This window comes from Terriglobus roseus DSM 18391, from assembly GCF_000265425.1.
GTDB lineage: Bacteria > Acidobacteriota > Terriglobia > Terriglobales > Acidobacteriaceae > Terriglobus > Terriglobus roseus.
Genome location: NC_018014.1, coordinates 4,986,561 through 5,012,894, shown reverse-complemented (window position 1 = coordinate 5,012,894; position 26,334 = coordinate 4,986,561). Strand labels below are relative to the sequence as shown.

General features: G+C 62.6%; 20 protein-coding genes. 7 read left to right on the top strand and 13 right to left on the bottom strand.

Going from position 1 to position 26,334, the window contains the following annotated elements; genetic code table 11:
- Positions 1-51 precede the first annotated feature (51 nt).
- The gene (locus TERRO_RS20795; RefSeq protein ID WP_014787691.1) at positions 52-1,254 is read left to right on the top strand and encodes a DUF2252 family protein; all 1,203 of its coding nucleotides are present in this window, start codon (positions 52-54) and stop codon (positions 1,252-1,254) included.
- Here TERRO_RS20795 and TERRO_RS20790 read toward each other — a convergent pair.
- Positions 1,251-2,093, bottom strand: a complete 843-nt coding sequence (locus TERRO_RS20790) for a glycoside hydrolase family 19 protein (protein ID WP_014787690.1) — start codon at positions 2,091-2,093, stop codon at positions 1,251-1,253. The genes TERRO_RS20795 and TERRO_RS20790 overlap by 4 nt on opposite strands.
- 138 nt (positions 2,094-2,231) lie before the next feature.
- On the opposite strand from TERRO_RS20790, the gene TERRO_RS20785 reads away from it, so the two are divergent.
- Together TERRO_RS20785 and TERRO_RS20780 are read left to right on the top strand one after the other, a co-directional pair.
- Positions 2,232-3,584 (top strand): APC family permease, encoded by a 1,353-nt coding sequence (locus TERRO_RS20785; RefSeq protein ID WP_245536161.1) that lies wholly within the window; start codon positions 2,232-2,234, stop codon positions 3,582-3,584.
- A gap of 112 nt (positions 3,585-3,696) precedes the next feature.
- Entirely contained in the window at positions 3,697-4,086 is a 390-nt protein-coding gene (locus tag TERRO_RS20780; protein ID WP_014787688.1) for a hypothetical protein, read from the top strand.
- Between the two features lie 67 nt (positions 4,087-4,153).
- On the opposite strand, the gene TERRO_RS20775 is transcribed toward TERRO_RS20780, so the two are convergent.
- From TERRO_RS20775 to TERRO_RS20765, 3 genes are all read right to left on the bottom strand, one after another.
- A complete protein-coding gene (locus TERRO_RS20775; protein WP_157178478.1) occupies positions 4,154-5,782 on the bottom strand; it encodes an alpha-L-fucosidase in 1,629 nt (542 codons plus the stop codon).
- Positions 5,783-5,819: 37 nt separating this feature from the next.
- Positions 5,820-7,247 carry an MFS transporter gene (locus tag TERRO_RS20770; RefSeq protein ID WP_041593613.1) on the bottom strand — a complete coding sequence of 476 codons (1,428 nt, stop codon included), beginning with the start codon at positions 7,245-7,247 and terminating at the stop codon, positions 5,820-5,822.
- Positions 7,248-7,420: 173 nt separating this feature from the next.
- A complete protein-coding gene (locus tag TERRO_RS20765; RefSeq protein WP_014787685.1) occupies positions 7,421-7,951 on the bottom strand; it encodes an inorganic diphosphatase in 531 nt (176 codons plus the stop codon).
- 302 nt (positions 7,952-8,253) lie between these two features.
- Here TERRO_RS20765 and purS point away from each other — a divergent pair, with 302 nt between their 5' ends.
- Positions 8,254-8,499, top strand: coding sequence for a phosphoribosylformylglycinamidine synthase subunit PurS (gene purS, locus TERRO_RS20760; protein ID WP_041593612.1), 246 nt, complete (start codon positions 8,254-8,256; stop codon positions 8,497-8,499).
- Positions 8,500-8,545: 46 nt separating this feature from the next.
- Here the strand turns inward: purS and TERRO_RS20755 are convergent, their stop codons facing one another.
- Positions 8,546-9,199: a TetR/AcrR family transcriptional regulator gene (locus tag TERRO_RS20755; protein ID WP_014787683.1), complete on the bottom strand. Its 654-nt coding sequence runs from the start codon at positions 9,197-9,199 to the stop codon at positions 8,546-8,548.
- Between the two features lie 71 nt (positions 9,200-9,270).
- Between TERRO_RS20755 and TERRO_RS20750 the strand changes: the two genes are divergently transcribed.
- A complete protein-coding gene (locus TERRO_RS20750) occupies positions 9,271-10,140 on the top strand; it encodes an aldo/keto reductase family oxidoreductase (RefSeq protein WP_014787682.1) in 870 nt (289 codons plus the stop codon).
- Between the two features lie 106 nt (positions 10,141-10,246).
- The gene (locus tag TERRO_RS20745; protein ID WP_041592754.1) at positions 10,247-11,548 is read left to right on the top strand and encodes an aminotransferase class V-fold PLP-dependent enzyme; all 1,302 of its coding nucleotides are present in this window, start codon (positions 10,247-10,249) and stop codon (positions 11,546-11,548) included.
- Between the two features lie 20 nt (positions 11,549-11,568).
- Here the strand turns inward: TERRO_RS20745 and TERRO_RS20740 are convergent, their stop codons facing one another.
- Positions 11,569-13,704, bottom strand: a complete 2,136-nt coding sequence (locus tag TERRO_RS20740) for a S9 family peptidase (protein ID WP_014787680.1) — start codon at positions 13,702-13,704, stop codon at positions 11,569-11,571.
- 227 nt (positions 13,705-13,931) lie between these two features.
- Here TERRO_RS20740 and TERRO_RS20735 point away from each other — a divergent pair, with 227 nt between their 5' ends.
- Complete coding sequence (locus TERRO_RS20735) at positions 13,932-14,657, top strand: hypothetical protein (protein ID WP_014787679.1); 726 nt, start codon at positions 13,932-13,934, stop codon at positions 14,655-14,657.
- 250 nt (positions 14,658-14,907) lie between these two features.
- Here TERRO_RS20735 and garD read toward each other — a convergent pair whose 3' ends face one another.
- The 7 genes from garD to TERRO_RS20700 form a co-directional block, all read right to left on the bottom strand.
- Positions 14,908-16,458 carry a galactarate dehydratase gene (gene garD / locus TERRO_RS20730; protein ID WP_014787678.1) on the bottom strand — a complete coding sequence of 517 codons (1,551 nt, stop codon included), beginning with the start codon at positions 16,456-16,458 and terminating at the stop codon, positions 14,908-14,910.
- A 4-nt stretch (positions 16,459-16,462) separates the two neighbouring features.
- Positions 16,463-18,043: an aldehyde dehydrogenase (NADP(+)) gene (locus tag TERRO_RS20725; RefSeq protein WP_014787677.1), complete on the bottom strand. Its 1,581-nt coding sequence runs from the start codon at positions 18,041-18,043 to the stop codon at positions 16,463-16,465.
- A gap of 46 nt (positions 18,044-18,089) precedes the next feature.
- Complete coding sequence (gene kdgD / locus TERRO_RS20720; RefSeq protein ID WP_014787676.1) at positions 18,090-18,995, bottom strand: 5-dehydro-4-deoxyglucarate dehydratase; 906 nt, start codon at positions 18,993-18,995, stop codon at positions 18,090-18,092.
- A gap of 78 nt (positions 18,996-19,073) precedes the next feature.
- The gene (gudD, locus tag TERRO_RS20715; RefSeq protein WP_014787675.1) at positions 19,074-20,414 is read right to left on the bottom strand and encodes a glucarate dehydratase; all 1,341 of its coding nucleotides are present in this window, start codon (positions 20,412-20,414) and stop codon (positions 19,074-19,076) included.
- Positions 20,411-21,745, bottom strand: coding sequence for an MFS transporter (locus TERRO_RS20710; RefSeq protein WP_014787674.1), 1,335 nt, complete (start codon positions 21,743-21,745; stop codon positions 20,411-20,413). Before TERRO_RS20710 ends, gudD begins: the two co-directional genes overlap by 4 nt.
- 122 nt (positions 21,746-21,867) lie before the next feature.
- Positions 21,868-22,491, bottom strand: a complete 624-nt coding sequence (locus TERRO_RS20705) for a 2OG-Fe(II) oxygenase (protein ID WP_014787673.1) — start codon at positions 22,489-22,491, stop codon at positions 21,868-21,870.
- A gap of 139 nt (positions 22,492-22,630) precedes the next feature.
- A complete protein-coding gene (locus TERRO_RS20700) occupies positions 22,631-26,056 on the bottom strand; it encodes an outer membrane beta-barrel protein (RefSeq protein WP_014787672.1) in 3,426 nt (1,141 codons plus the stop codon).
- Between the last annotated feature and the right edge of the window lie 278 nt (positions 26,057-26,334).

Sequence of the window (26,334 nt, the reverse complement as noted above, 5' to 3'; positions counted from 1 at the left end):
GGCTGTTCTCAGGCAGAACTTACACCTGTTGCATGAAACAGTCGACGAAGATTGAAAACCGCTAAAGCAAACATCCCCGATCGACGTTCGACCCTCGACCAGCAGCGACATAGCAAGATGGCAGAGTCCGCCCACGCCTACGTGCGCGGCAACACAAAACGCTTCTACGAATGGCTGGCAAGTGACGCGGTCAAAGCCTCGCTGCCCAGCGGTCCGGATGTGTGGATCTGTGGCGATTGTCATACCGGCAACCTGGGACCCGTCGCGGATCTGCACGGCAACATCGACATTGAAATCCGAGACGTCGACCAGACGGTCATTGGCAATCCGGCGCACGATCTGCTGCGCCTGGGGCTGTCGCTCGCCATGGCCGCGCGCAGTTCGGATCTGCCGGGCGTGACCACAGCGTTGATGATCGAAGAGATGATCGAGGGCTACATCGCACGGCTCACCGGTCACTCTGCCAACATCACACCCAACGAAATCGAGCCCATCCGCCGCGTCATGCGGCTTGCAGGCACACGGCAGTGGAAGCACCTTGCGGAAGAACGCATTGAAGATGTCACGCCGACGATTCCGCTGGGCCGCCGGTACTGGGCGCTCGAAGAGCCGGAGCGCACGGCGCTGGAGAATCTGTTCCAAGAAGAGAAGCTGCACAGGCTGGTAGAGGGCATTCGCGGCAGAACGGAAGAGCAGGTCGCACTGCTGGACGCCGCGTACTGGATGAAGGGCTGCAGTTCGCTGGGCAAGCTGCGCTTTGCCGCGCTGATCGGCGTCGGCAAGAAAAAGCACCGCCAGTTCCACCTGCTGGATATCAAGGAAGCGACCGCGGCCGCAGCTCCTCGTGCGTTGCACGCGCTGGTCTACGAAGACCATGCGGAACGCGTCGTCACCGGTGCTCGCGCGCTGTCTCCATTCCTTGGCGACCGTATGATTGCCGCGCAGCTTCTGGGTAAGCCCGTGATCGTGCGGGAACTGCGTCCGCAGGATATGAAGTTTGAGCTTAACCGGCTGACGCGCGAAGACGCCATTCGAACCGCGAGGTTGATGGCCGGCGTCGTTGGCCGCGCGCATGGCCGGCAGATGAAGCCCGCACAGCGTACGGCGTGGGTGAAGGAACTACGGTCGCGGCATACACGCGGCCTAGACGCGCCCCGTTGGTTGTGGAGCAGCATTCTGGACCTGGCGGCATTGCATGAGGCGGCGTACCTGGAACACTGCCGCCTGTATGCTCTCGGCGGCGCTGCGGCTTAGCCGTCGGTACCGCTGACCGCTTGCATCGCCCGGACGAGGCCATTCTCCGCTGGATCCGGGTGCGCGGGTAGCAGGAACCACTTTGCGCGCTTCAGCTTCGCTTCTCGATCCGCCAGTCCGTTGGTGCCGCCGTTGATTCTTTTCGTGAGTGCGAGTGTGTCGTCCTTGTCGGCCAGCGCGTTCAGATGGTGTGTCGTCCAGAACCATGTGGCGGCATCGACTGACAGACGAGACTCCGTGGCCACTTGCTTCGGATTGGCGATCAGGTTGAGTCCCACAGCCTTTCCGAAGGCCGCGTAGTTCGTGCGACCGGTCAGTTGGATCAGGCCGCGGCCCTTGAAGCGCGCGCCGTCGCCGGGCTGCGTGTTGCCGAGATCTTTGCGACCCTCGTAGGCAGTGCCGCTTGCTAACTCTTCCGTGTAGCGCAGCTCGCCACTCTCATGTCCCACCTGCGCGAGAAAGTGCGACTGGCGTAGTGGTGTGTTGATCGCGGCAGCGGCCATGGAGGCGAGCATCGCGGTGAAGAACTGGCTTACCCGTGCGGATGCCGCGTGGATGTAGATGCTCTCGAGCTTCTCTTCGAGCAGACCGGGCGGCATGCCGCTGCGGAGTGCTTCGATGGTTGATCCGTCCGGCGGAATGAGGCCCTGCGGATCCGCGTCGCCGATGACGCCGTGCTGAAAGGCTTCGATCAGCGCAGCCGTTGCGCCACCGCAAACTCCGTCTGCAACGATGGGCCCGGCGACCTGGGGATGGTTCAGGTTTAGCAGCAACTGCACGGTGCGCACGTCATCGCGGTTGTTCTTTCCGCCACGCCCGACACTGCACTCGATGCACATCGCCGATCACGTTAGCACAGCATCTGGAGCCGTTCCATACGGAATCCGACGCACGTTTCGATTGCAAGGCAAATGCATGCGCGAACCGTTTGGCCGCAGCGGGTCCGCGCGATACAGTCAAACAAACCACAACGGACGTTGAAGACACTGACCTCATCGCACCCTGCTACCGGACCGCGCAAGCTGCGGCTGCTGCCTCTGCTGGCGGCGACGTACTTTATGGTCTCGGGCGGGCCCTACGGGCTTGAGGACATCATCGGCTTCGCCGGCTATGGTCGCGCGCTGATCCTGCTCTTTCTGTTGCCGTTTGTGTGGAGTCTGCCCACTGCGCTGATGATTGGGGAACTTGCTGCCAGCGTGCCGGAGGAAGGTGGTTTCTACGCCTGGGTGCGCCGCGCCATGGGACCCTTCTGGGGTTTTCAGGAGGCTTGGCTTTCGCTGTCGGCTTCGATCTTCGACATGGCGATCTACCCGACGATCTTCGTGTCGTATCTGTCGCGCGTGGCGCCATCGCTTACCAGCGGGCACCGAGGCCTGCTGCTTGAGATTACCGTCGTCATCCTCTCGGCGCTGTGGAACCTGCGCGGTGCTGTCGCGGTCGGTGTGGGGTCGGTGTGGCTGTGGCTCATCGCGCTGAGTCCGTTCCTCGCACTGGTCGGCTTTGCGGTGTGGACGGGTGCACACGGCCCTCATGCCGCCATGGGAGCGCCGTCGCGTGTGGACCTGCCTGCGGCCATCCTCGTCGCCATGTGGAACTACATGGGATGGGACAACGCCACCACCATTGCGAGTGAGGTCGAAGATCCGCAGCGCAGTTACCCGCGCGTGATGCTGTATGCGGCCGGTATGGTGATGGCAACGTATCTGATTCCTGTCGCCGCAGTGGCGTGGGCGGGCATTCCTCCGGAGCGCTTCAGTACGGGCGCGTGGGCCGATGCCGCACACCTGCTGGGCGGGTCGGCGCTTGCGGTCTGCGTGGTGCTGGCGGGATCGCTGGATAGCATGGGCACCTTCAACGCGCTCACGCTCAGTTACACGCGTCTGCCGTATGCCATGGCATGCGACGGCCTGCTGCCGCGCGTGCTCTCAAAACGGAATGCTGCCAACGTGCCGTGGGTTGCGCTGGTTGCTTGCGCCACCTGCTGGGCGCTCGCGTTGAAGCTATCGTTTGAGCGACTGATCACCGTGGATGTTCTTCTGTGGGGACTGTCGCTGATCCTCGAGTTTGCGGCGCTTATCATCCTTCGCCGGCGCGAGCCGGATCTACCGCGTCCCTTCCGCGTGCCTGGGCCAACGTGGGTCGCGGTTGCACTTGGCTGCGGTCCGGTCGGCCTGATGCTCTTTGCGCTGTGGGCTGCGCGGGATGAGCATGTCGGCCCGGTGCCCGCATCGCTTTTCGCCTTGGCGATCGCGGCCTGCGGCCTGCCGCTGTACTGGCTGGTACGCCGCTTTGTACCCGCAACCGAATTCAATGGACATAGCGACCGCTGAGGCGTGCAATCTTTTTGCATCCGCGCCGTTGATAGCAATGTCGAATCCCTGAAATGTTCGACATCGAATCTTTCTATGATCGTCGAAACAACCTGCACGAAGGATAGATCCCATGAAGATTGCCGCCATGATCGCGCGTTACCTGCTGGGCCTGATGTTCACGGTCTTCGGCCTCAACGGATTCCTTAACTTCATCAAGCAGCCGCCACCGGCGAATCCGCTTGCGATCCAGTTCTTTACTGCGGTCGCCGGCTCGCATTACGCCTACATGTTCTTTGCGTTGCAGTTGATCGCGGGCTTGATGCTGCTGAGTGGATACTTCGTTCCACTGGCGCTGACGATCCTCGCTGCGGAGATCATCAACATCCTCACCTTCCATGTGACGATGAACCCGGAAGGTATCGCGCCCGGCCTGCTCGCGTTAGTGCTTTGGCTGCTGGTTTTCGTGCAGTACCGTCGCAGCTTCGATCCGCTGCTGCAGGCGAAGCCCGAAACCCTTTAACGAACGAAGGGGCTTGTCCTTCACGTTGCTGTGAACGACAAGCCCCAAGGACAAAGCCGACGGTTTCCTATGTCTGGATGCGAAGCACGTACGCGTAGGGGTTTGGTGGCGACGAAGGCATCGTCACCTCCAGCGCCGTAGCTGTCTGCTTGTGGCGCAGCGTACCGGAGGCGCCGATCAGTTCTACGCGATGGATTGAGCGCGGAGCATGTTCGCCGCCCTTACGCAGTGTCTTCACGCGTACGACACCATCCTTCGGCCATGCCAGCACGAACGCATACAACGTGTTGCCGCGCGTCGTGAAGCGGATGTCTTCCGCGGTGTGCGGGCGCGTCTTCTCGCTGAAGTTCTGTTCGATTGGCTCCGGCGGTCCCTCGCCATACACGCTGTAGGGACGCGTGCCGTAGATGGCTTCGCCGTGCTTCGGTACCCACGATGCAAGCTGCGCCAGGAAGGCGTGCTCATCTTCGTCGAGCGAACCATCGCCGCGCACCGGCACACTCAGCAGCAGGTTGCCATTCTTACTGATTACGTCGATCAAAAGAGAGATGACTGTCTCGGCCGATTTGTACTTGTGCTCTTCAAAGATTGACCGCCGGTAGTGCCAGTCACCGATGCAGGTGTCGGTCTGCCACGGCTCGGCCAGGATCTCGGTCGAGCGGCTGCGCTCGATGTCGAGTGTGAAGGCGCCGGTGTGTTCCGGTGTCGGCTTTTTCGCGAAGACTACTGACTGCTGCGAGCCATGCTTTGCGATGCTGCTGTTGTACAGGTGCGCCGTGACGCCCAGGCCCTTATCGCCCAGCGGCAGTTCCGTGTCGTCAAAGTAGACGAGATCCGGATCGTACTTATCGAAGAGTTCTTTGCAGCGCAGATACCAAAGCTCTGCGAAGCGCGGGTTCTCTGGTGGATCTTCCTCGTGCCACTTGCCGTCGTGCGCCTTGTGCCACTCGTCCTGCGCGGCGACGGTGTTCAGCCCATCGGGAATGACCAGGTTGCGGCCCGTATACAGGTCCTGCGGATCCAACCCATCCCACCACTTGCCTTTGCCGTCAGCCTTCGTCAGCGTGTACGCGTCGTAGCGATGGTTCGCCATCGGTCCCGTTGCGTCATAGCCATAGGCCGTCTGGAACCAGTGCCAGGCGTGGGAGCTGTGATTGGAGACGCCAAACTTCATGCCGTGCGCCCGAGCTACTTTCGCCCATGTGCCGATGATGTCGCGCATGGGACCGATCCGCGTGGAGTTCCAGGGATGGTAGGTGCTGGCGTAGTTGTCGAAGTTATCGTGATGGTTCGCCAGTGCGAAGAAGTACTTGGCGCCCGCTGCCTGGTAGAGCCCCATCAGCTCCTCGGGGTTCCAGCGCTCAGCCTTCCACAGGTTGTCGATCTCCATGAAGCCGAACTTTGTCTGGTGACCGTAGTGCTCGGCGTGCCAGTCGTGGATGCGGTCGCCCTGCATGTACATGCGGCGCGCGTACCAGTCACCCTGTTCCGGGACGCACTGCGCCGACCAGTGTGCCCAGATGCCGAACTTGGCATCGCGAAACCACTCCGGTGTCTTGTACTGCTTCAGCGAATCCCATGTGGGCTTGAACGGGCCCGGTGCAATGGTCTGCTGCTGCGCAAGCGCCGTCCGCGAGAGGGCGGCAGCGGCGGCGGATGTCTTCAGAAAGCTACGTCGAGAGAGCGGTGGGAACATGGAAAACATCGTACGCCCGAAAGCAGGCACAACGTTGTCAGACAAGGGCACTTTCCGCTTCGGGGACCGGACGATGCCCGCTGGTGCCGGAGCCGGCATCGTGTGAAAGACCAAGACTGTCGAAGACTGGGCCGAGTGCAAGGACGGCCATAACGATGATCGCCCAGCGGAAGTCGCGCAGTTGCGGCAGTGCGGCGGAGTGACCGGCGGTCTGCGCGACGAGGCGCAGGGTAATGGCTCCGACGGCGACGCCCATGCCGACGCTGAGCTGCATGATGGCGCTCAGGAAGCCGTTGGCGCGGCTCATGCGCTCGGAGGGGATCTCCGTGTAGGCAAGCGTGGTCAGGCAGGTGAACTCCATGGACCGCGCGGCACCATGCACAAACAGGACGAGCAAGAGGAGTGCGACGGGCGTGCCGGGCGCCAGCATGGCGCACGCGACCATGGTGCCGGCGGTGATGAAGCCGTTGACGATCAGGATCCGGCGGAAGCCAAATCGGCGCAACAGCGGGATCACAATCGCCTTCATGCTCAGATCGCCGCCGAAGAGCGCGAGCAGGTAAAGGCCGCTGCGGAAGGCGCTGAGGCCGAAGGCGATCTGGAACATCAGAGGCAGCAGGAAGGGCAGCGTTGAGACGGAGACGCGGAAGGCGCTGGCGCCGTAGATCGAGAGCGAATAGGACTTGCGACGCATCGATTCGAAGTCGATGAGCGAGGTCGCCGGCCTGCGGCGGGCGTTCACGATGGCGAGGACGCCGCTCAACAGGCTCACGCCCAGGAGCACGGCGGGCCCAGTCGACCTGCCCTCGCCACCGCCAAGCATCTCCATGGCGTAGACGGAACCTGCCGAGGCGAAGCCGGCGAGTACGAACGTTCCCCAGTCAAAGCCGTGACGCACCTCGGTCCGGGTGTTCTCGATCCACAGCATGGTGAGCACCAGCGCCGTGATGCCGAGCGGAACGTTCAGCAGGAAGATCCAATGCCAGCTGGCGTAGGTGGTGATGAAGCCACCCAGTGGCGGGCCCAGCACCAGGGCCGTGAGGCCCGGCCAGCTGATGTAGGCGATCGCCTGGGTCAGTTGGTCCTTTGGCGTGTTGCGCAGAACGATGAGACGGCCGACGGGCACCATCATGGCGCCGCCGACTCCCTGCAGAATCCGCATCAACGTGAACTGTGTCAGGGTGTGCGCGCCTGCGCAGAAGAGCGAGGCCAGCGTGAAGATGCAGATCGCCGTGGCGAAGACCGATCGCGAGCCGTAGTGGTCGGTCACCCAGCCGCTGATGGGGATCAAAACAGCCAGCGTCAGCAGGTAGGCCGTCATACCGATGTTGAGGCTGACGGCGCCAACGTGAAAGCTGCGGGCCATCTGTGGAATGGCCGTGGCAATGATGGTGCCGTCCAGGTTCTCCATGAAGAACGCCGCGGCGACCAGCGACGTGACATAGAGAGGCGAGCGAGGCTTCATCTCTCTATCGTAAGTCGGATCGTCGTCAGCCCTGTTGCCATCGAGTGCCAGGCCTGCGATCGGGTGAAGCTGACCCCAACGCGATCCGTGCGGGTCGCCCAACAAAACGGCCACAAACGGAAAAGCGGCACGCACCCCGATCAGGGCATGCGTGCCGCAGTGTTTTCGTGACGTTACTTAGCCTTCTTAGCCTTATAAGCAGCGATCGACTTCTGAATGACCTCGTGCGCGTAATCCACATCGCGCCAGCCACGGATCTCGACGGTCTTGCCTTCGAGGTCCTTGTAGGTCGAGAAGAAGTGAACGATCTCCTTCAGCTTGTGCGGGTGGATCTGCTTGTAGTCGGTGATGTCGAAGAAGCGCGGGTTGGCGCAGCCAACGGCCAGGATCTTCTCATCGCCTTCGCCGCCGTCGATCATCTCCATCAGGCCGATGGGGCGGACCTCCTGCAGGCAGCCGGGGAAGCTCGGCTCGTCGACCAGGACGAGCACGTCCAGCGGATCGCCGTCATCGCCCAGGGTGCTGGGCAGGAAGCCGTAGTCGCCGGGATAGTGCACAGGGCTGTACAGGTTGCGGTCCAGCTTGAAGACTTCCAGCTGCTTGTCGTATTCGAACTTCATGCGGCCCTGGTACGGGATCTCAATCACCGCGTTCACGACTTCAGGCGACTTAGCGCCTACCGGCAACTCTAAATAATTCGGCATAGGGTCTTTTCAGGTCTCTAAGGAGATAGGTTTCTGTTGCCGCGATACGGTACGCCCAAGGGATGGGACGCGACAACTCCGTTTCATCTTACGCGGCGACGCCGTGTGGCGCAAAAAAAGCATTTGCTATTTGCGCCGTCGTACTGGCTCACCGCAAAGCATTTGAGACGATACCAGCGGGGTAGAAGATGCTCCGACGCAACGCAGATCTTCTACCCTTTATCGAGTTCCTGCGAGGCGCAGACGCGATCCAGCGGCGCCGGCTGCGTGACCGGGGTGCGGGGCCACCCTATAATCAGCGTATGCGCGCCCACGTTTACGTCACGCTGAAGACCACGGTGCTTGATGCCCAGGGTCAGACCATTGCCAACGCGCTTCGCCGCCTGCACCATCCGCAGGTCGAGTCAGTGCGCCAGGGCAAGTATTTCGTCCTCACCCTCGCCGACACGCTCACCGGCGAAGCTGCCGAGGCAGAGGTGAAGCGCATTGCCAGCGAAGTGCTGACGAATCCGGTTATCGAAGATTTCACCTACAAGATCGACGCGTAGCCTCGACGGCTCGTCTGTTCCCCGCAGCGCATGCGGCCTGTTGCCACTAGCGGCAGGGCCGACGGGTGGGCTTCAACGACGAGGCCTGCAGATACGCCGTGGCAGCGATCACCAGTTCGCGCTGCATGGCGTCGGCCTGCTTTTTCGGCACCTCCGCCTCCACCATTCGGCGCGAAACGCCTGCCATCATGTCGCCCAGCATTGCAGCAGCGACCGCGGGGTCGGTGCCGAGCGGTTCGACTGAGGTGCGCAGCATCGTCGCCATCGCCGCCCGGATGCGATCGCTCATGCACTTCACGATCCGCGCGCGGTCGACGTCATAGCTGAAGGCGTAGAGTGCCATGCTCTTGCGGATGTTGCCCAGTTTCGCCCTCAGAAACTCCCGCACCACGCCCTCGGCCATGGCGGCCAGCGGCTGTCCGTGTAGTGCGGCGCAGGCTGCCTCCACCACCGTGGCGATCTCCGCCAGGTGGCGCTCCATCACCGTCTTCAGCAGCGCGCTCTTGTTGGGGAAGTACTGGTAGAGCGTGCCGACCGATACACCCGCGCGCTCGGCGACGCGCGTGGTGGTCAGCCGAGCCTGTCCCACGTCCAGCAGAACCTGAAGGGTCGCCTCCAGGATTGACTCCACGCTGACCGTGGCGCGCGCCTGGACCGGCGTCTTTCTTGGCTCAAACGACTCGTGGACGGGCTGCGGCAAATGCGAACTCCAAACCTGAAGCTTCCTTCATCTAATCACAGAAGCGCGAATCACACAGGAGATCAGCACTCATGGCAGCAGCAAAGCTCGGCGGCACCTTTAACTTCCCCACGGCAAACAAGACCGTTTATCGCGTGGGCTATGGCGCCATGCGCCTGAGCGGCCCGCACATCTTCGGTCCGCCGGCAGATCGCGATGAGGCCATTCGTGTCTTGCGCACTGCGATTGAAGCGGGCGTGGACCACATCGACACCTCCGACTTCTACGGTCCCTTCGTAACCAACCAGATCATTCGTGAGGCGCTGAGTCCTTATCCTGACAAGCTGACGATCGTCACCAAGATTGGCGCAAAGCGCGGCGAGACGGGATCGTGGGATGCGGCACTGAGCCGGCAGGAGATCATCGACGGGGTGCACAGCAACCTGCGGAACCTGGGTCTCGATGCTCTGGATGTTGTGAATTTGCGTCTCGGCGCGCCGCTCTTTCCTGCGGAGATGTCGATCGAGGAGCCGCTGACCGTGTTGCTCGAGTTGCAGCAACAGGGCCTTATTCGTCACCTGGGACTGAGCACGGTGACGGAGAAGCAGATCGAAGAAGGCCAGAAGCTGGCGAAGATAGTCTGCGTGCAGAACCTGTACAACATCGCGCAGCGCGAGGACGATGCGCTGATCGACACGCTCAACGCGCAGGGCATCGCTTACGTGCCGTACTTCCCGCTGGGTGGGTTCAGTCCGTTGCAGTCGTCCGCGCTGGATGAGGTCGCGAAGGGGCTTGGCGCGACGTCCATGCAGGTGGCGCTTGCGTGGCTGCTGCATCGCTCGCCGAATATCCTCTTGATCCCTGGCACATCGTCTGTTGCGCACTTGAAAGAGAACCTTGCGGCTGCCGATCTCGAGCTATCAGCAGAGGCTGTTGCGCAGCTTGATGCCATCGGTAACTGAGCAATGTTTGGGTGCCCACGTCTTAGTTTTGAGGCGTGGGTTCTCGATGGATTCACTGCGGCGGTTTATTGTTTGCGTAGACCCAAATGCCGCATGGAGAAACGCGTTGAAGCCCAATCGCCGCACATTCCTGAAGTCCGCCGCAACCTGCGCGCCAACTGTTGCCATGCTTCGCGCGCCTGCGCAGAGTGCGGTGAAACCGCAGGCGATTGCGCCTTTACCGGCGAAGCTGGCGGTTGAGCGGTGGCCTGCTGAGTTCGATGTGGCGCCGGGGATCATCAACCTTGAGAACGGTTACTGGGGCCTGATGCCGGTGCGTACGGCGGCTCTTTATGCCGAAAAGACGGCGTATGTGAATCGATTCAATAGCATTTGGGGACGGGGCGTGCTGCCAGGCGACAATTCGGCTGCGGACTTCCGCGCGGGACGCGCCGCGATCGCCTCGATGGTGGGTGTGGCGTACGAGGAATGCGCGTTGACGCGGTCCGGTACCGAGGGACTGCAGACGCTGATTGTGCAGTACAAGAATCTGAAGCCCGGCGACACGGTCATCTGCTGCGACCTGGACTATGACACGACGCTGTCGGCGATGGACTACCTGGGTGACCATCGCGGCGCGAAGGTTGTGCGGTTCGATATGCCGGAGCCGGCGAGCGAGGCAAACGTTCTGCAGGCGTACGAGGATGCGCTGAAGGCGAATCCTGGGACGAAGATGATGCTGGTCACGCAGGTGTCGCACCGCACGGGTCTTGTGTCGCCGGTGAAGAAAATCGTGGCGATGGCGCGTGCGCGTGGTGTGGATTGCATTGTGGACATTGCGCATGGCGTGGGCTGCCTGGATTTCAAGATCAGCGATCTCGAGTGCGACTTTGCGGCGTGGTCCGTACATAAGTGGACGATGGCTCCGCTGGGTACGGGGGCGATGTACATCCGCAAGAGCCGCATCGCGGACATTGATATTCATTACGACAATCACGAGGTTCCGCCCGACGACATCACGGCGCGTGTTCCGCCGGGTGTGACGAACTTTGCCGCGACGCTGACGCTGCCCGCATGCGTGGAGTTCTATAACGCCACCGGTGGTAAGGTGCGTGAGGACCATCTGCGGATGTTGCGTGATCGCTGGGTGCATGCGGTGAAGGATCTGCCGAACGTCGACATCCTGGTGCCGGACAATCCTGCGAACTACTGCGCGATTACGAGCTTTCGTTTGAAAGGCATGCACACCGTTGCCGATGCGTTGAAGGTGCAGCATCGGCTCTTCGACAAGTACAAGATCCATACGGTGTTTCGTAAGGGCGTTGCGAAGGGGCCTGTGATTCGTGTGACGCCGAGCCTGTACAACACGGTGGCGGATATGGATGCGTTGGCGGCGGCTCTGCGTGCGGAGCATGGCATCTTGGTCTAGTTGCTGGCGTTTCGGAGCAACTAGCGATTCTTCAACTTGCGGTCAAAGAAGTCTGCGGCGAGTTCGTAGGCCTTGACCCAGTTCTTATGCAGCAGGAAGTCGTGGACTTCGTCGGGGAAGATCTTTTCTTCGACTTCGACGCCGTTGGCACGGAGCGCTGCGGCCAGGCGTACCGTCTGGCCGAAGAGAACGTTGCGATCGTCGTCGCCCTGCATCAGGAGCACGGGGCTCTTCCACTTGCTGACGTCGGCCATGGGTGAGGCTTTAAAGGCCACGGCGGCTGCGGCGGCTGTGTTGTGATCCGGGTCGTCGGTGGGTTTCCACAGATCGAGTTCGTAGGACCAGTCGTGTACGCCGTGCAGGTCGACGCCCGCTGCAAAGTCTGCGGAATCGCGTGCGAGTGCGAGGGCGGTTAGATAACCTCCATAACTACCGCCCCATGCGCCGATTCGCCTGGTGTCGACGTTGGGCTGCGCCTTCAGCCACTTCACGGCGCCTTCGATGTCGAGGTATTCGGTGCCGCCGAAGGCGCCGTAGTTTGGGGCCTGCCGGAACTCCATGCCATAGCCGGTACCGCTGCGGTAGTTCACGCTGAGTACCGCGTAGCCGCGCGAGACAAAGTATTGGTTCAGCTCGTAGGTCTGCGCGTAGTACTGCATGGGGTTGAAGCCGAGGAGCATCTGGCGGCGGGAGCCGCCGTGGAAGAAGACGATGGTCGGGAGCTTATCGCCGGGCTTAGCGTTCTTTGGCAGGAACCATTGGCCGTGAATGGGCAGGCCGTCTGAGGCGGGGAAGACGACCATATCGGGCGTCCCAAATTGGCTGCCGGGAAAGCGGGAGGTCAGCTGCTCCACCAGCACGCGCTCGCCAATTTGAGGCAGGAAAGGGCCGTGTACAGAGGCCTGCATATGTGCGATCGAACCATCGGACATGAGCGCCGGATTGGTCTCGATCGTTTCGCCCTTTGTGATTGCGGCTGGTTGATTTCGAGACGTCGTGACACTCCACAGATGTTTCCGATCGATGTCGTTTTGATCCGTTGTCACCTGATTGCTGCTGTAGACGATGCGTTCCCCGTCCGTAACGACGTTGTCCACTTCGAAGTCGCCGGGTGTCAGCAGCTTTGGGCCCTGCTCACCGGGCATCAGTGAGTACAGGTGCAGCCAGCCCGTCTTCTCCCATGGGAAGACGATGCGGCCGTCGGCCATCCACAGCAGTTGGTTCTTTGCGACCATCTCGTGGAAGAGCGAGCCGGTACCCTTGTCGGCGTGCCAGGCTTCGGTGCCCTCGCCGGTTGCGGCGTTGGCGATGCGGATGGACCATGGCACGGGTACGGATCGCATCCAGCGGAGGTCGAGTTCGGTAATCCATGGAGACTCACGCACGAAGGCGATGCGCTTCGAATCGTTCGACCAGACGGGATCGTGGTCGTGGCCTGTGCCGGGATCGGCGTAGGTGAGTGTCTTGCCGGCGAAGGTGAAGACGCCGATGAAGCTGTGGTCGCCGCGGCGTGAGACGAAGGCGAGCTTCGCCCCGTCGGGTGAGGGGCGGAGGGCGGTTGCCGTGCCCTTGGCGATGACGATCGCTTCGGGCTGCTTCGTTCCATTCATCACGTCTGCGGCGAAGATCCTGCCGCTGCGGAGGAAGAAGATCCGTTTGCCGTCGGTGGAGAAGACGGGTGAGTGGCCTTCGCCCACGATGCGAACATCACCGCCGACGCTTGCAATCTCGACGCGTGCCTGCACGTCTTCCTGCAGATGTGCGGGGTTGGCTGCGGTCGGGTGTTCACTGCCTTCAGGTCCCGTCCCGCGGGTGTAGGCGACGCGCTCGCCGTCCGGGGACCAAGTGATGTCGTCGATGTCCTGGCCGTCGTCCTGGTTGTAGTGGGTGATGGCGTGCGCCTTCTCACCGGGGGATGCGACCCAGACGTTGCGGATACCCTCCTGATCGACGAACCAGGCGACGCGGTTCTTTGCGGGCGCGGCGGTGAGCTGGTTCATGAAGGGTGCGGAGAGGGCGTCGGCCACGGTGAAGGGCTGCGGCTTCTGCGCGGGCGCAGCTGTTGAGATCAGCCCGGGGGCGAGACTGAGGCTGAGAGCGAGCAGGCGGTGCAGGCGCATGACGGGCGACTCCAGGCTGTGGTGTGCCTTGAGCATATCGCGTGGCCTTGGCGCGGTTCGCGCTTCGCACGACAACCCACGCATGCGCAACCTGCGCGTATGAATGGGGCACTCGATTGTTCGGCGCTTCAAAGTTCGCCGGGGCTGACAAATTGTGTTGGCACGGGGGAGACGGAGCGGGGCTAGAATGGGTGCCGATGACGTTCGGCTTTTGCGTGTGTTGCGCGGAGCGTCACAACTCTCGTTCCAACAGGAATGCCTCTATGCGCCGTTCGCTCTGTTGTTCGCTTGCACTCGCCGCTCTCGCCATTGTCCCCGCGCTTCGTGCACAGGCACCTGCCGGCGCGCCGCCTGCCCAGGAAGAGAAGGGCCGTGCCATCGCCGATGGCGGTATCTTTGTTCCCGGCTGGAAGGCCACCGTGGATGCCGGCGCCGTGAAGCAGGGCCAGAGTGAGAAGGATGCCAGCTTCAAGATGGAAGGCAAGGCGATCCACGTGATGACGGGGCCGGCGCTTACCTACTGGAGCCCGAAGAACGCCGCCACCGGCGACTACACCGTGATGGCCACGTTCAACGAGCCGCAGTACATGAATCGCAACGATCATCCGCATCCGTACGGCATCTTTATCGCGGGCAATGACATGGGCACGCCGAACGAGAGCGGCATGTACTGCGCTGCGTATGGAAATGGCAACTTCATCGTGCGTGGCTTTGGTCCGGCACCGTTCCAGGTGAACGGCCGCCGCGGCGAGGCGAATGACGCCGTGCATAAGGCTGCGGGCCCGGGACAGCCGGTGTCGCAGGCGATCTCCGTACAGGTGAAGGGTGACAGCGTCTCGTGCATCATCAACGGTGCCACGGTCGGCACCTACAAGAAGGCCGACCTGGTTGCGCCGGGCAAGCTGAAGTCGACCGACGGCATTGCGGGTATCCGCTTTGCGCACAACACGGATGCGACCGTCACGGACTTTATGGTGATGAAGAACTAGTCAGGGACTCTGCGAAGCGAAGGCTTTCGGAGGTGCATGGCTTCCGCCATGCCATATCCGCACACCTTGAAATCCGGCTTTAGCCGCTGAGGTCAGCTTTCGCCTCGTTCGCCGAAGGATAAGAAAGCGACCCTCAGGGGCTAAAGCCCAGTGTTTCCTGCTGTTATTGGCATGGCTGAAGCCATGCCCTTCCGAAAGCAATAGCATGGCTGAAGCCATGCCCTTCCGAAGGGCTATAGGTTGATACACCCTAAGTGATGGGCGCCGGGTTGAAGAGGGCGAATTCGTTGTGCAGTCCCCAACGGTCAGCGCAGGTCTGGTGACGGCCGCTGGCGACTGCCAGGATCATGTGGAAGATCTCCCAGCCCACCTGCTCGATGGTCTGGTCGCCGGTTGCGATGGTGCCGGCGTTGATGTCGATGAGGTCGCTCCAGCGCTTTGCCAGCGAGGTGCGCGAGGTGACCTTAATGACTGGCGCCATGGCCAGGCCGTAGGGCGTGCCGCGGCCCGTGGTGAAGACGTGCATGTTCATGCCGGCGGCCAGTTGCAGGGTGCCGCAGACGAAGTCGCTGGCAGGGGTTGCGGCGAAGATCAGGCCCTTTTTCGTGACGCGTTCGCCGTGGCCGCTGACGCCGTGGATGGCGCCGATGCCACTCTTGGCGATGGAGCCCATGGCCTTCTCGACGATGTTGTTCAGCCCGCCTTTTTTGTTGCCGGGTGAGGGGTTTGCGCTGCGGTCGACGCCACCCTTTTGCAGGTAATCGTCGTACCACTGCATCTCGCGGACGAGGCTGCGCGCCGTCTCTTCATCGGCGGCGCGTGCTGTCAGCAGGTGGATGCCGTCACGAACTTCGGTGACTTCGCTGAACATAACGGTCGCGCCTGCGCGCACGAGCAAGTCCGTCGCGAAACCGACTGCGGGATTTGCGGTGACACCGCTGAAGGCATCGCTGCCACCGCATTGCATGCCGACGTTGAGGTCGCTTGCGGGGCAGGTGACGCGCTGCCGTTTGTTCAGTTCGATCAGGCGTTTTTCTGCCAGGTCCATGATGGCGGCCACCATCTCGCTGAAGCTGGTGTGCTCCTCGTCCTGCAGGCGGACAACGTAAGGGGAGGACTGCAGGATGGGCAGGGTGGACGCGGGCAGCATCAGTGCTGGCTGCAGCTTCTCGCAGCCCAGGCTGACGACCATGGGCGCGCCGCCCAGGTTCGGGTTGAGGCTGAGGTTGCGCAACGTGCGGATGGGGATCTGCGCGTCTGGAGCGTTGATGGCAACGCCGCAGCCGTAGATGTGCGTGATGCCGATGACGTCGTCGACGTTGGGATACTTCGGCAGCAGCTCTGCCTTGATACGCTTCACCGCGAAGTCGACAGTCGCGGCGACGCACTGCACGGTGGTGCTGATGCCGAGGATGTTGCGCGTGCCGACGGTGCCGTCTTCGTTGCGGAAGCCCTCGAAGGTAAAGCCTGTCAGCGGGTCTTGCTTCGTAAGGATCGCGCCGCCGAAGGGCACGTCGTGCAGCTGGGGAGCGGGCGGGAGTTCGAGCAGGCCTTCGTGGACCCACGCGCCGCGCGGGACGTCTGCGTTGGTGGTGCCGATGGGTACGCCGTAGCGAAGGACGCGGGAGCCGCGCGGCAGGTCCGTCAGCGCGACCTTGTGCGCCTCGGGGATGTCTTCGACGAGGCGCAGACCGTCTTCGAAGACCGTGCCCGCGCGCAGGCCGCCTTCATTCACGATGATGGCGACGTTATCGTCCGGATGGACGACGATGCGCAGCGGGCGTGCCGGTGTGTCGGTCATGCGTTTATGCGGTAAGCAGCTTGCCGTCCACAAGTCTTGGCTTGCTGGCAAGGTTGGCATCCTGGAGTTCGCTCGGCAGCAGGTCTGTGGGGAAGTCCTGGTAGCAGACGGGGCGCAGGAAGCGCTCGATGGCCATGGCTCCGACGGAGGTTGCGCGCGCGTCCGAGGTGGAAGGCGCGGGGCCGCCGTGCACCATGGCGTACGAGACCTCAACGCCGGTGGGGAAGCCGTTGACGACGATGCGTCCGGCCTTGCGCTCGAGCACTGGCAGCAGCTTGGCGGCGAGTGCGTGGTCGGCTGCTTCCAGGTGCATGGTCGCGGTGAGCTGGCCTTCAAACTGATTCGCAAGGTGAACCATCTCCGCGTCGTCCTTGCAGGCGATGACGAGAGCAACGGGTCCGAAGATCTCCTCGGCCAGTTTGGGATTGCTGCGGAAGCTCTCTGCGGTGGTGGCGAAGAGCACAGGCTGTGCGGCGACTGCGTGGGAGGCTTCGGCGCCGCTGCCAAGCTTGGTGACGCCGTCGATGGTGTCGAGCGATCCGACGCCGTGCGCGAAGGCCTGCTGGATGCCCGCATTGAGCATGGTCGCGGCGTTGGCGGCGGAGATGGCTTCGCCCGCGGCCCTGGTGAAGGCGTCGAAGGTTTCGCCGGCGATGCCGAAGATGAGGCCGGGCTTGGTGCAGAACTGGCCTACGCCGAGCGTTGCCGATCCGACGAGCCCGGTGGCAATGGCGGCGCCGCGGGTTTCCAGCGCGGCGGGCAGCAGGAAGAGCGGGTTGATGCTGCTCATCTCGGCGAAGACAGGGATGGGCTGCGGGCGTGCGGCGGCGATGGCCACAAGCGCCTGGCCACCCTTGCGCGAGCCGGTGAACGCGACGGACTGGATGGCGGGGTGCTTCACCAGCGCGCCGCCCACTTCGTTGCCAATGCCGACGAGCAGGGAGAAGGTGCCGGCGGGCAGGCCGCACTTGGCGATTGCCTGCTGGATGGCGCGGCCTGCGAGTTCAGAGGTGCCCAGGTGCGAGGGGTGCGCCTTGGCGACGACAGGACAGCCGGCGGCGAGCGCCGCGGCGGTGTCTCCGCCGGCGACCGAGAAGGCGAGCGGGAAGTTGCTGGCGCCGAAGACGGCGACGGGACCGACGGGAATCTTGCGGGAGCGGAGGTCGCTGCGCGGCAGCGGCTTGCGGTCGGGCAGGGCGGTGTCGATGACGACGTTAAGGAAGCGGCCGTCGCGGACGAGCGAGGCGAAGAGCTTTAGCTGGCCGCAGGTGCGGGCGCGTTCGCCCTCGAGACGGGGCCGCGGCAGGCCGCTCTCCGCCATGGCGCGTTCGATCAGTTCGTCGCCCAGGTCCATCAGGTTCTGCGCGATGGTTTCGAGCAGAAGGGCGCGTGTCTCCAGCGGCGCGGCGCGGAAGGCGTCGAAGTCGCGGTCGGCGAGTTCGCAGGCCTTGTCGACGTCGGCTGTGGTGCCTCCGCCGAAGACGGGCTCCAGCTCGGTGCCGGTTGCGGGATTTGCGGCGCGCATTTCGCCCTGTGTGCCGCGGATTTCCTCGGCGCCGATCAGCATTGCTCCAGTCACTGCCATTTTGTTCGCTCCCCAAACAAAGGTTCTGCCATTAGCGTACTGCGATCTACGTGCGGCTGCCGATCAAGGTTTTCAACTGGGTCATCTCTTCGTCGGTCAGGTCGCTGAGCGGCGTGCGGACGGGGCCGCAGTCGTGGCCCATCAGGCGGACGCCGGCCTTCACGATGGAGACGGCGTAGCCCTTGCGGCGGTCGCGGATGGCGAGGTACGGGACGACGAACTCGCGCATCTCTTTTGCGATGTAGGCGTGGTCGCGACGGCGGACTGCGGCGTAGAAGTCGGTGGCCCATTTGGGCAGGAAGTTGAAGATCGCGGAGGAGTACGTCGTTACGCCCATTTCGAGGTAGCTGAGCGCGAAGGTCTCCGCGGTGGGCAGGCCGCCGATGTAGGTCAGGCGATCGCCCATGCGCAGGTAGATCTTCATCATGAGTTCGAGGTCGCCGACGCCGTCCTTGAAGCCGACGAGGTTGGGGCAGGCGTCGCACATGCGCGCGATGGTGGTGTCGGTGGCGATAGCGTTGTCGCGGTTGTAGACGATGACGCCGAGCGAGGTGGAGTCGCAGATGGCTTTTACGTGGCGGAAGAGGCCGTCCTGATCGGGATTGACGAGGTATGGCGGGAAGAGCAGGATGCCCTGTGCGCCGGCGGTTTCGGCGGCCTTTGCGAACTCGATGGCGGTGCGTGTGCCGTAGCCGCAGCCGGCCAGGATGGGCATCTTGCCCGCGGTTTCGGCGACGGCAGCGGTGACGACGCGACTGTACTCGGGCAGGGTCAGCGAGAAGTACTCGCCGGTGCCGCCTGCGGCGAAGAGCGCGGCGAGTTTGTGCGCGTCGAGCCAGGCGAGGTGCTTGCGGTACGAGTCTTCCTTGAATTCGCCGTCCGGTGTGAAGTGCGTGACCGGGAACGAGAGCAGGCCGGAGCCGATGGTGGATGCGAGAGTCTTTGGGTCCATGTATATCCGTCCACAAGATCGTGCGGGCTGCGCACGCGTTACCACTGTACCGAAGCAGCGTTGCCGCTCCGTGTTGAACTACCGCTGCAGGCAGGGCCGTTTGGGATCGAAGGTCCATCCCGGGATGAGGTACTGCATGGCCATGGCGTCGTTGCGCGCGCCTGCCGGCAGTTTGTTGTAGACGTCGTGCGCGAGTTCGACCTGCTGCATATCGATGTCGATGCCGAGGCCGGGTTTGTCCGGAACGCTCAGCATGCCGCCTTCGATCTTTAAGGGATCTTTCGTGATCCTCTGGCCGTCCTGCCAGATCCAGTGCGTGTCGATGGCCGTTGTGCGGCCCGGCGCTGCGGCGGCGACGTGCGTGAACATGGCCAGTGAGACATCGAAGTGGTTGTTCGAGTGTGAGCCCCAGGTCAGTCCCCACATCTGGCACATCTGCGCGACACGTACGGAGCCTTCCATCGTCCAGAAGTGCGGGTCGGCCAGCGGAATGTCGACAGCCTGCAGTTGCAGTGTGTGCTGCAACTGCCGCCAGTCCGTCGCGATCATGTTGGTTGCGGTGGGCAGACCCGTAGCGCGGCGGAACTCTGCCATGATCTCGCGTCCGCTGAAGCCGTCTTCGGCTCCGCAGGGGTCTTCCGCGTAGGCGAGTACGTCGTGCTTGCCGCTGCAGAGACGGATCGCCTCCTGCAGCGACCATGCGCCGTTGGGGTCGAGCGTGATGCGTGCTTCGGGAAAGCGCTCGGCGAGAGCGGTGACGGCTTCGATCTCGGCATCGCCGGCGAGCACGCCGCCCTTCAGCTTGAAGTCGTTGAAGCCGTAGCGATCGTGCGTGGCCTCGGCCAGGCGGACGATGCTCTCAGGCGTCAGCGCCTCTTCATTGCGCAGGCGTAGCCAGTCGTCCTCAGCGTCGGGTTCGCTCGGGTAGGGAAGGTCCGTCTTTGTGCGGTCGCCGATGTAGAAGAGATAGCCGAGCACCTCGACCGACTTGCGCTGCTGGCCGTCGCCGAGCAGCGCTGCAACGGGAAGATCGACGAACTGCCCCAGCAGGTCGAGCATCGCCGCTTCAATCGCGGTGACCGCGTGGATGGTGATGCGCAGGTCGAAGGTCTGCAGGCCGCGACCGCCGGCATCGCGGTCGGCGAAAGCTGCGCGCACCGATTGCAGCACGTTGCGGTAGGCCGCGATGGACTGGCCGATGACGAGGGTGGAGGCCTCTTGCAGCACCTGCCGGATCTTCTCGCCGCCGGGCACTTCGCCCACGCCGGTGTTGCCTGCGTTGTCGGTCAGCAGAACGAGGTTGCGCGTGAAGAAGGGAGCGTGCGCGCCGCTCAGGTTCAGCAGCATGCTGTCCTGCCCGGCGACGGGGATAACGCGCATGGCCGTAACGACGGGCGCACCGGTGATGTTGGAGATCATGCCCTGCCTTCGATCTGTTCCTGTGTGAACTCGGCGCGATGGATATCGCCCACGATGAAAAGGTACGAGATGATGGCGCAGAGCGCCATGAAACCCACGTAGACCAGCGCCAGGTTGAACGAACCCGTGCGCTTGACGATGTAACCGATGATGAGCGGCGTAAGGATGCCGGCGGTGTTGCCGAACAGGTTGAAGAGACTGCCGGTGAGGCCGGTCATGCTGCGCGGTGCAGCGTCCGAGATCACCGTCCAGCCCAGCGCGCCAAAGCCCTTGCCGAAGAATGCCAGCGCCATCAGCGCGATGACGATCGTGGTGTTGTCGGTGTAGTTGCAGCCAATCATCGTCAACGAACAGAGCATGCCCAGAACGATGGGCGTCTTACGCGCGATAGAGAGATTGCTGGTGCGCCGCAGCAGTTTGTCGCTGACGACACCGCCCAGGATGCCGCCTGCAACGCCGCACAGCGCTGGCAGCGACGCTGCGAAGCCGACCTTCAGCATGGACATGTGACGCGCCTGGCTCAGGTAGATGGGGAACCATGTAAGGAAGAACCACGTCAGCGCCGTGATGCAGTACTGGCCGATGTAGATACCGACGAGCATGCGGCTGCTGAGGAGCAGCCTGACTGCCTTCCACGTGAGTGTGGACGGGCTCTTGCGTGCGGCGCCGTAGTCCATGCCGGCAAGGCCGCCGCCCACTTCAATGTGGCTGATCTCCAACTGGCTGATGCTGGGATGTTCCTTGACGCTGTAGACCGTACGAAACCAGACGGCGCTCAGCACCAGGCTCATCAGGCCGCCCAGCCAGAAGCACATCTGCCAGTTGAAGTGGGTCACCACCCAGCCCATCAGTGGTCCGAAGAAGACCAGAGCGAAGTACTGGGACGAGTTGAAGATGGCGGAGGCGCGACCACGCTCGGCCGATGGAAACCATGCGGCGACGATGCGTCCATTGCCGGGGAAGATGGGAGCCTGCACGGCGCCGGAGAGCAGCCGGATAAAGAAGAGGGCAGCGAACGCAGTGGCGGCAGGCAGGTAGCCGGTGAAGCCCGCAAGGATGCCGCAGAGGGACCAGCCGATGATGCTGTAGCCGTAGACGCGCTTGGATCCGTAGCGATCGAGCAGGCCGCCGGCAGGAAGCTGAGCCACGACATACGCCCAACTGAACGAGGAGAGCAGCCAGCCCAGCCGCGAGGGGTCCAGGTGCAATTGTTTGCTGAGGGCGATGCCGACGATCGACAGCACGACACGATCGCCATAACTGAAGGAGCTGGCGACGAAGAGCATGAAGACGATCAGGTACCGCACGCGGGTTTGCCTGGGCGTTGACATGGATCGCGTGCGTGGCCTCCCGGACCAGTTCAGAACGTGTCCAGGCGAACGGCCCCGGCAGGAGAACTATAGAGGAGGAAGCTGCCCGCTAGCGACCACAGCGAATTATGATGCTGCCGGGCCTATTGCTTCGGGGATTCCGTCGTGGGACGGGTGCGTACGTGCAGCCAGCAGTTCACGGCAAAGCGTGAGTCTGCAAAGTCCTGCGAGGGGCACTCGACGCGCATGACCTGGTGGGCAGCCCATGAGGGGAAGACCGCCAGCGTGTTCTGCATCGGTTCCACGGTTGCGAAGACTTCGTCATCGTGGCTGCCCTGCGGGTAGATGCGCAGTTGGCCGCCGGTAAATCGCTTCGGCTCACGGTGGAAGTAGTAGACGGCACTCAGCGCGCGGTGGCTGCCGTCGCCACCCATGACCGTCTGCGTGTCCAGGTGCCGGTGGAAGTGCGCGCCGTCGTTGTGCGCGGCCAGCTCCAGCTCAACGCCTGCGAGGTCGAAGGGCGGCAGGCCCATCTGTGCGACCCAGCTCCTGTATTGCTTTGCGGCGGCTGCGGCAAAGGGCATCTTGAATGGTCCGATGTCCGGCAACACCAGGGCACGTCGCCGGTCTTCATCGATGCCGGTAAAGACGCGCGCCGGTACGAAGGACGCCTGGTTTTCCAGGGTCCAGCGCAGCAGGCTTGCGTGCTCTTCCGTGGTGAGGAAGTTGGGCACGATGATGTGGGGCGCAGGCGTTGCTAAGGGCATGTCTTCTCGTTCGTCGAATGGGTTTCGGGCTTGCGTCGCGGACAGCCGCTATTATCGCAGCGCGCGTGAGTTGGAGTCGGACAAAGAAAGGGCCGCAGCCTGGAAGCTGCGGCCCTCCTTGAGGTTGGTGGAAGGAATCTTAGAACTTAAAGATTGCCGCCAGTTGCAGGGAGCGTCCGCCGCCGGTGCCATTCACACCGGAACCGGAGCCTGTCGTGCTCGTCACCTTACCGAAGGTCGGGCTGGTGATGGAGTTCGAAGGGTTGGCAAACTGCGGCGTATTGGTGAGCTGGAAGACATCCATGCGAACGTCCAGGGTGGTGCCTTCCTTGGGCAGACCGAACGTCTTGAAGATGGAAGCGTTGTTCTGAAACAGTCCAGGACCCGTGAAAGCGTTGCGGCCCGTGTTGCCGACGCTAACGCCGTTGACGATGGGGCAGGGCGCGGTTGTGGGGGTTGCGGCCTGGCCCGTGCAGCCGACGGGCTGACCGAATGAAGCAGGATCAAACCACTGGGCGTTGTTTCCAATGCCTTTCGTCGTCTTGTACGGAGCAACCAGGTTCGCAGTTTGCGTCCAGCCGGCCGTGTTGATGGTGCCACCGTTCGCGGTAACCTGGAACGGAATGCCGGTATAGAGCAGCACAATCCCCGAGACCTTCCAGCCGCCAACCGCCTGCGCGAGGAAGCCTGTATTCAGGAACTTCTTCCCTTTGCCGACTGGCAGTTCGTAGGTGATGGACTGCGAGAAGCTGCTGGTGCGGTCAAAGTCATTGCGAGCGTAGTTGCGGCGCAGGTCCTGGAAGAAGGTGATGGCACCGTCGTCGCCCTGCTGATAGCCCATACCCTTGCCCCATGTGTACGAGCTGTTGGAGGAAAGGCCGTTGCTGAAGCGGCGGCTCAGTATGGCCTGCAACGAACTGTAGTTACTGGAGAAGCCGATGAACTGCTGCGTGACTGCAGCGCTGTGGTTGAACTTGATCTGCAGCGGCTGGCAGGCAGTGCCGCAGTTCAGGCGGTCGGGCAGGTTGATGTTATTGGCCGCTCCAATGCGGACGCCGTGATTGCCCACGTACGCCAGCGACAGAGAGAAGTTGCCGGGCAGCGCCTGCTGTACCGACAGGTTGTAGGAGTACACGTAGGGGTTGTGATAGTCCTGCGGAATGTAGATGTAGGTCTGGTTATTCAGCAGGCTGTTGGAAGCATCGATCTGGTAGACACCCGAGGGCGGGACCACGACCGGGACCGGGGCGGGGAAGCCGCTCTGAAAGGTTACGGGTTGCGAGTTGACGTTGCCGGAGCAGGTGTACTGCGCCGACAGGAAGCTGCTGCCGCTGCCGCAGGACGTGTAGGCGTTGTTTGCGCGAACGGGGTAGTTGTAGAGCCACGTGTTATCCGCATAGGGCATGTAGGCCATGCCGATGCCGCCACGAACAACCGTCTGGTCGGTTACGCGATAGGCGAAGCCCGTACGTGGCGCCCAGTAGTTCATCTGCGCTTTGTAGCCAAGATCTGAAGGATTCGCACCGATGCCGGCGACACGGAGCTGATTGGGGCCCGGGTCATAGGCGGAGAAGCCGCCTGCCTTTGCCGGTGTGGCCGGCTGGTAGAACTCCCAGCGGACGCCGAGGTCGAGCGTTAGCTTCGGGGTGACCTGCCACTTGTCCCCAACGAAGCCGAAGTACCACCACTGGCGGAAGGCTGGGAAGTAGGTGAAGAGATCGCGGCCGACGCCGCTGGGAACGTCCAGCAGCATGGATGCGATATCGTTCGCGGCTCCGGTCTTCGCGCCGGGAGTGCTGGTCTGGTTCTGGCCGAAGGTGGTCACGCCGCGGGGGCTGTACGTTTGTCCCTGCAGAAGTTCGTCCCGGACACGGCGGATATCCACACCGAATCGCACCGTGTGGTTTCCGATGATCTTGGTCCAGTTGTTCACGAAGTCGATGTTGGCTTCCGCGCGGATCCAGGGCATCGAGGGCGAGTACCCGATGAATGGGCCGGACGAGAACGTGCCGATATTGATGCCGAGCTGGCCGCTGGTCAACTGGTCTACGTTGACACCGGGCGCGCCCGCAGTGGTGGCATCGCTTACGCCATAGTCAGCGGGCTGGGATGTGTTGCGGTAGTGGGCCACGCCCACACGAATCTCGGTGAGCAGCGTCGACGAGAAGGCATGATCGAAGTTCAGGCCGGTGGAGAACGCATTCTGGTGGCCTGTGCCAGCGAAGCCGCCGCCGTTGCCGGGGCCGCCAAGGAAGCTGGAGAAGGACGGCGCCTGGTAGAGCGAGTAAATCTGCTGACTGTACCGCAGGCTCAGGTGATCCTTGGGCGTGACCTGGTAGTCGATCTTGCCGTCATAGGTGTTCGCGTCCTTGAAGAAGGGCGAGTTGACGAAGAAGTTGTTGCTGGGCGCACCGAGCGTGTTCAGGTTCTGGTTCGGCCTGGGCAGCGCCTGCAGCAGCTTCAGCGAAGTGGCGTTGACGCGGCCGATGGGAATCAGGTTTCCGGCAAACGGGGTGCGGCCGGCGCCGGTCACACGGTCGCCGGTGTTGGGGTCATACACCTGCGTGGGCAGATCGCTCAGGTCAATGAAGCCCGCGCTGTTGGGCGTGTAGTACTTGGGGAAGGGGATCGTCAGCGTGTTCGATGTGCGCTCGTGATCTGCGGTGCGGAAGTAGTCGCCGTAGAAGAAGAGCTTGTCCTTGATGATGGGGCCGCTGATGTTGCCGCCGTAGTAGTTGTAAACCACCTTGCCTGCTGCCGCAGCGAAGTAGGAGCGAGCGTTGAAGTAGCTGTTCTGCAGGTATTCGCTCGCGGAGCCGTGGAACTTATTGGCGCCGGACTTCAAGGTGACGTTGGTGACGGCGCCAATCGCGCGACCAAGCTCTACCTGGAAGTTGTTGGTCGAGACTTCTACGGATGCGATGGCGTCGGCAGGAGGGATCAGGATCTGCAGCAGGCCCGTGCGCATGCCATCGTCGATGCCTTCGATGTTGTACGCATTGCCCATGCGCGGCAGGCCGTTGACCTGTGTCTGCAGGGTGGAGCCGGCGTTGAAGAACTGCGAATGCTGGAAGCTGGCCGGCGTGGTGCCGGGCACAAGATTCAGCAGGGACTGGAAGTTGCGGTTGACGCCCATCGGAAGGGATTCGACGCTCTGCTGCTCAATCTTGGTGGAGACGTCGGCGCGATCCGTCTGAAGCATCGGGAGACGGTCTGTGACTTCGATGGTCTCGGAGACATTGCCGGGATTCAGGTCGAAGTCCGTGCGGGTGGTGTTGTTGATCAGAACATCGACTGCCGGGCGTGTCTCGCGCTGGAAGCCCGTCAACTCCACCGTGACGGAATACGTGCCGGGCGAAAGATTTTGGAAGCTGTAGTTGCCGCTGGTATTTGTCTGGGCTTCGTGGGAGATGTTGGTGGCTTTCTCCGTGATGATGACCCGGACGTTGGGAACGGCCGCTCCCGTCTTGTCCTGCACCGTGCCAAGCAGCGAGCCGCTGACAGCCTGCGCATACATCCTGCCCGGATGAATGAGAGTCGCCGTTGCACCGGCACCCAGAAGCATTGTGTACGCTGCTCCTGCAAAGTAATACCGCATCCGCTGAACGAACTTTTCTTGAGTCACAGACCCCTCCAAAAAGGCACATCACGTTCTTCCCCGGGCAGGCTCCTTGGTAACGCAAGCGGGCCTGCTGCTGAGGGCGGCCAATTCTAGACTCAAATTTGTGGAGCTAACAACGCTGCGTGGGATTTCTTCAACAGATTTGAGATCACGCCCAAAGCCTTTGCGCAGATCGAACGGGAACCGCACAGCAAACGGGCCACACCTTGAAGGTGCGGCCC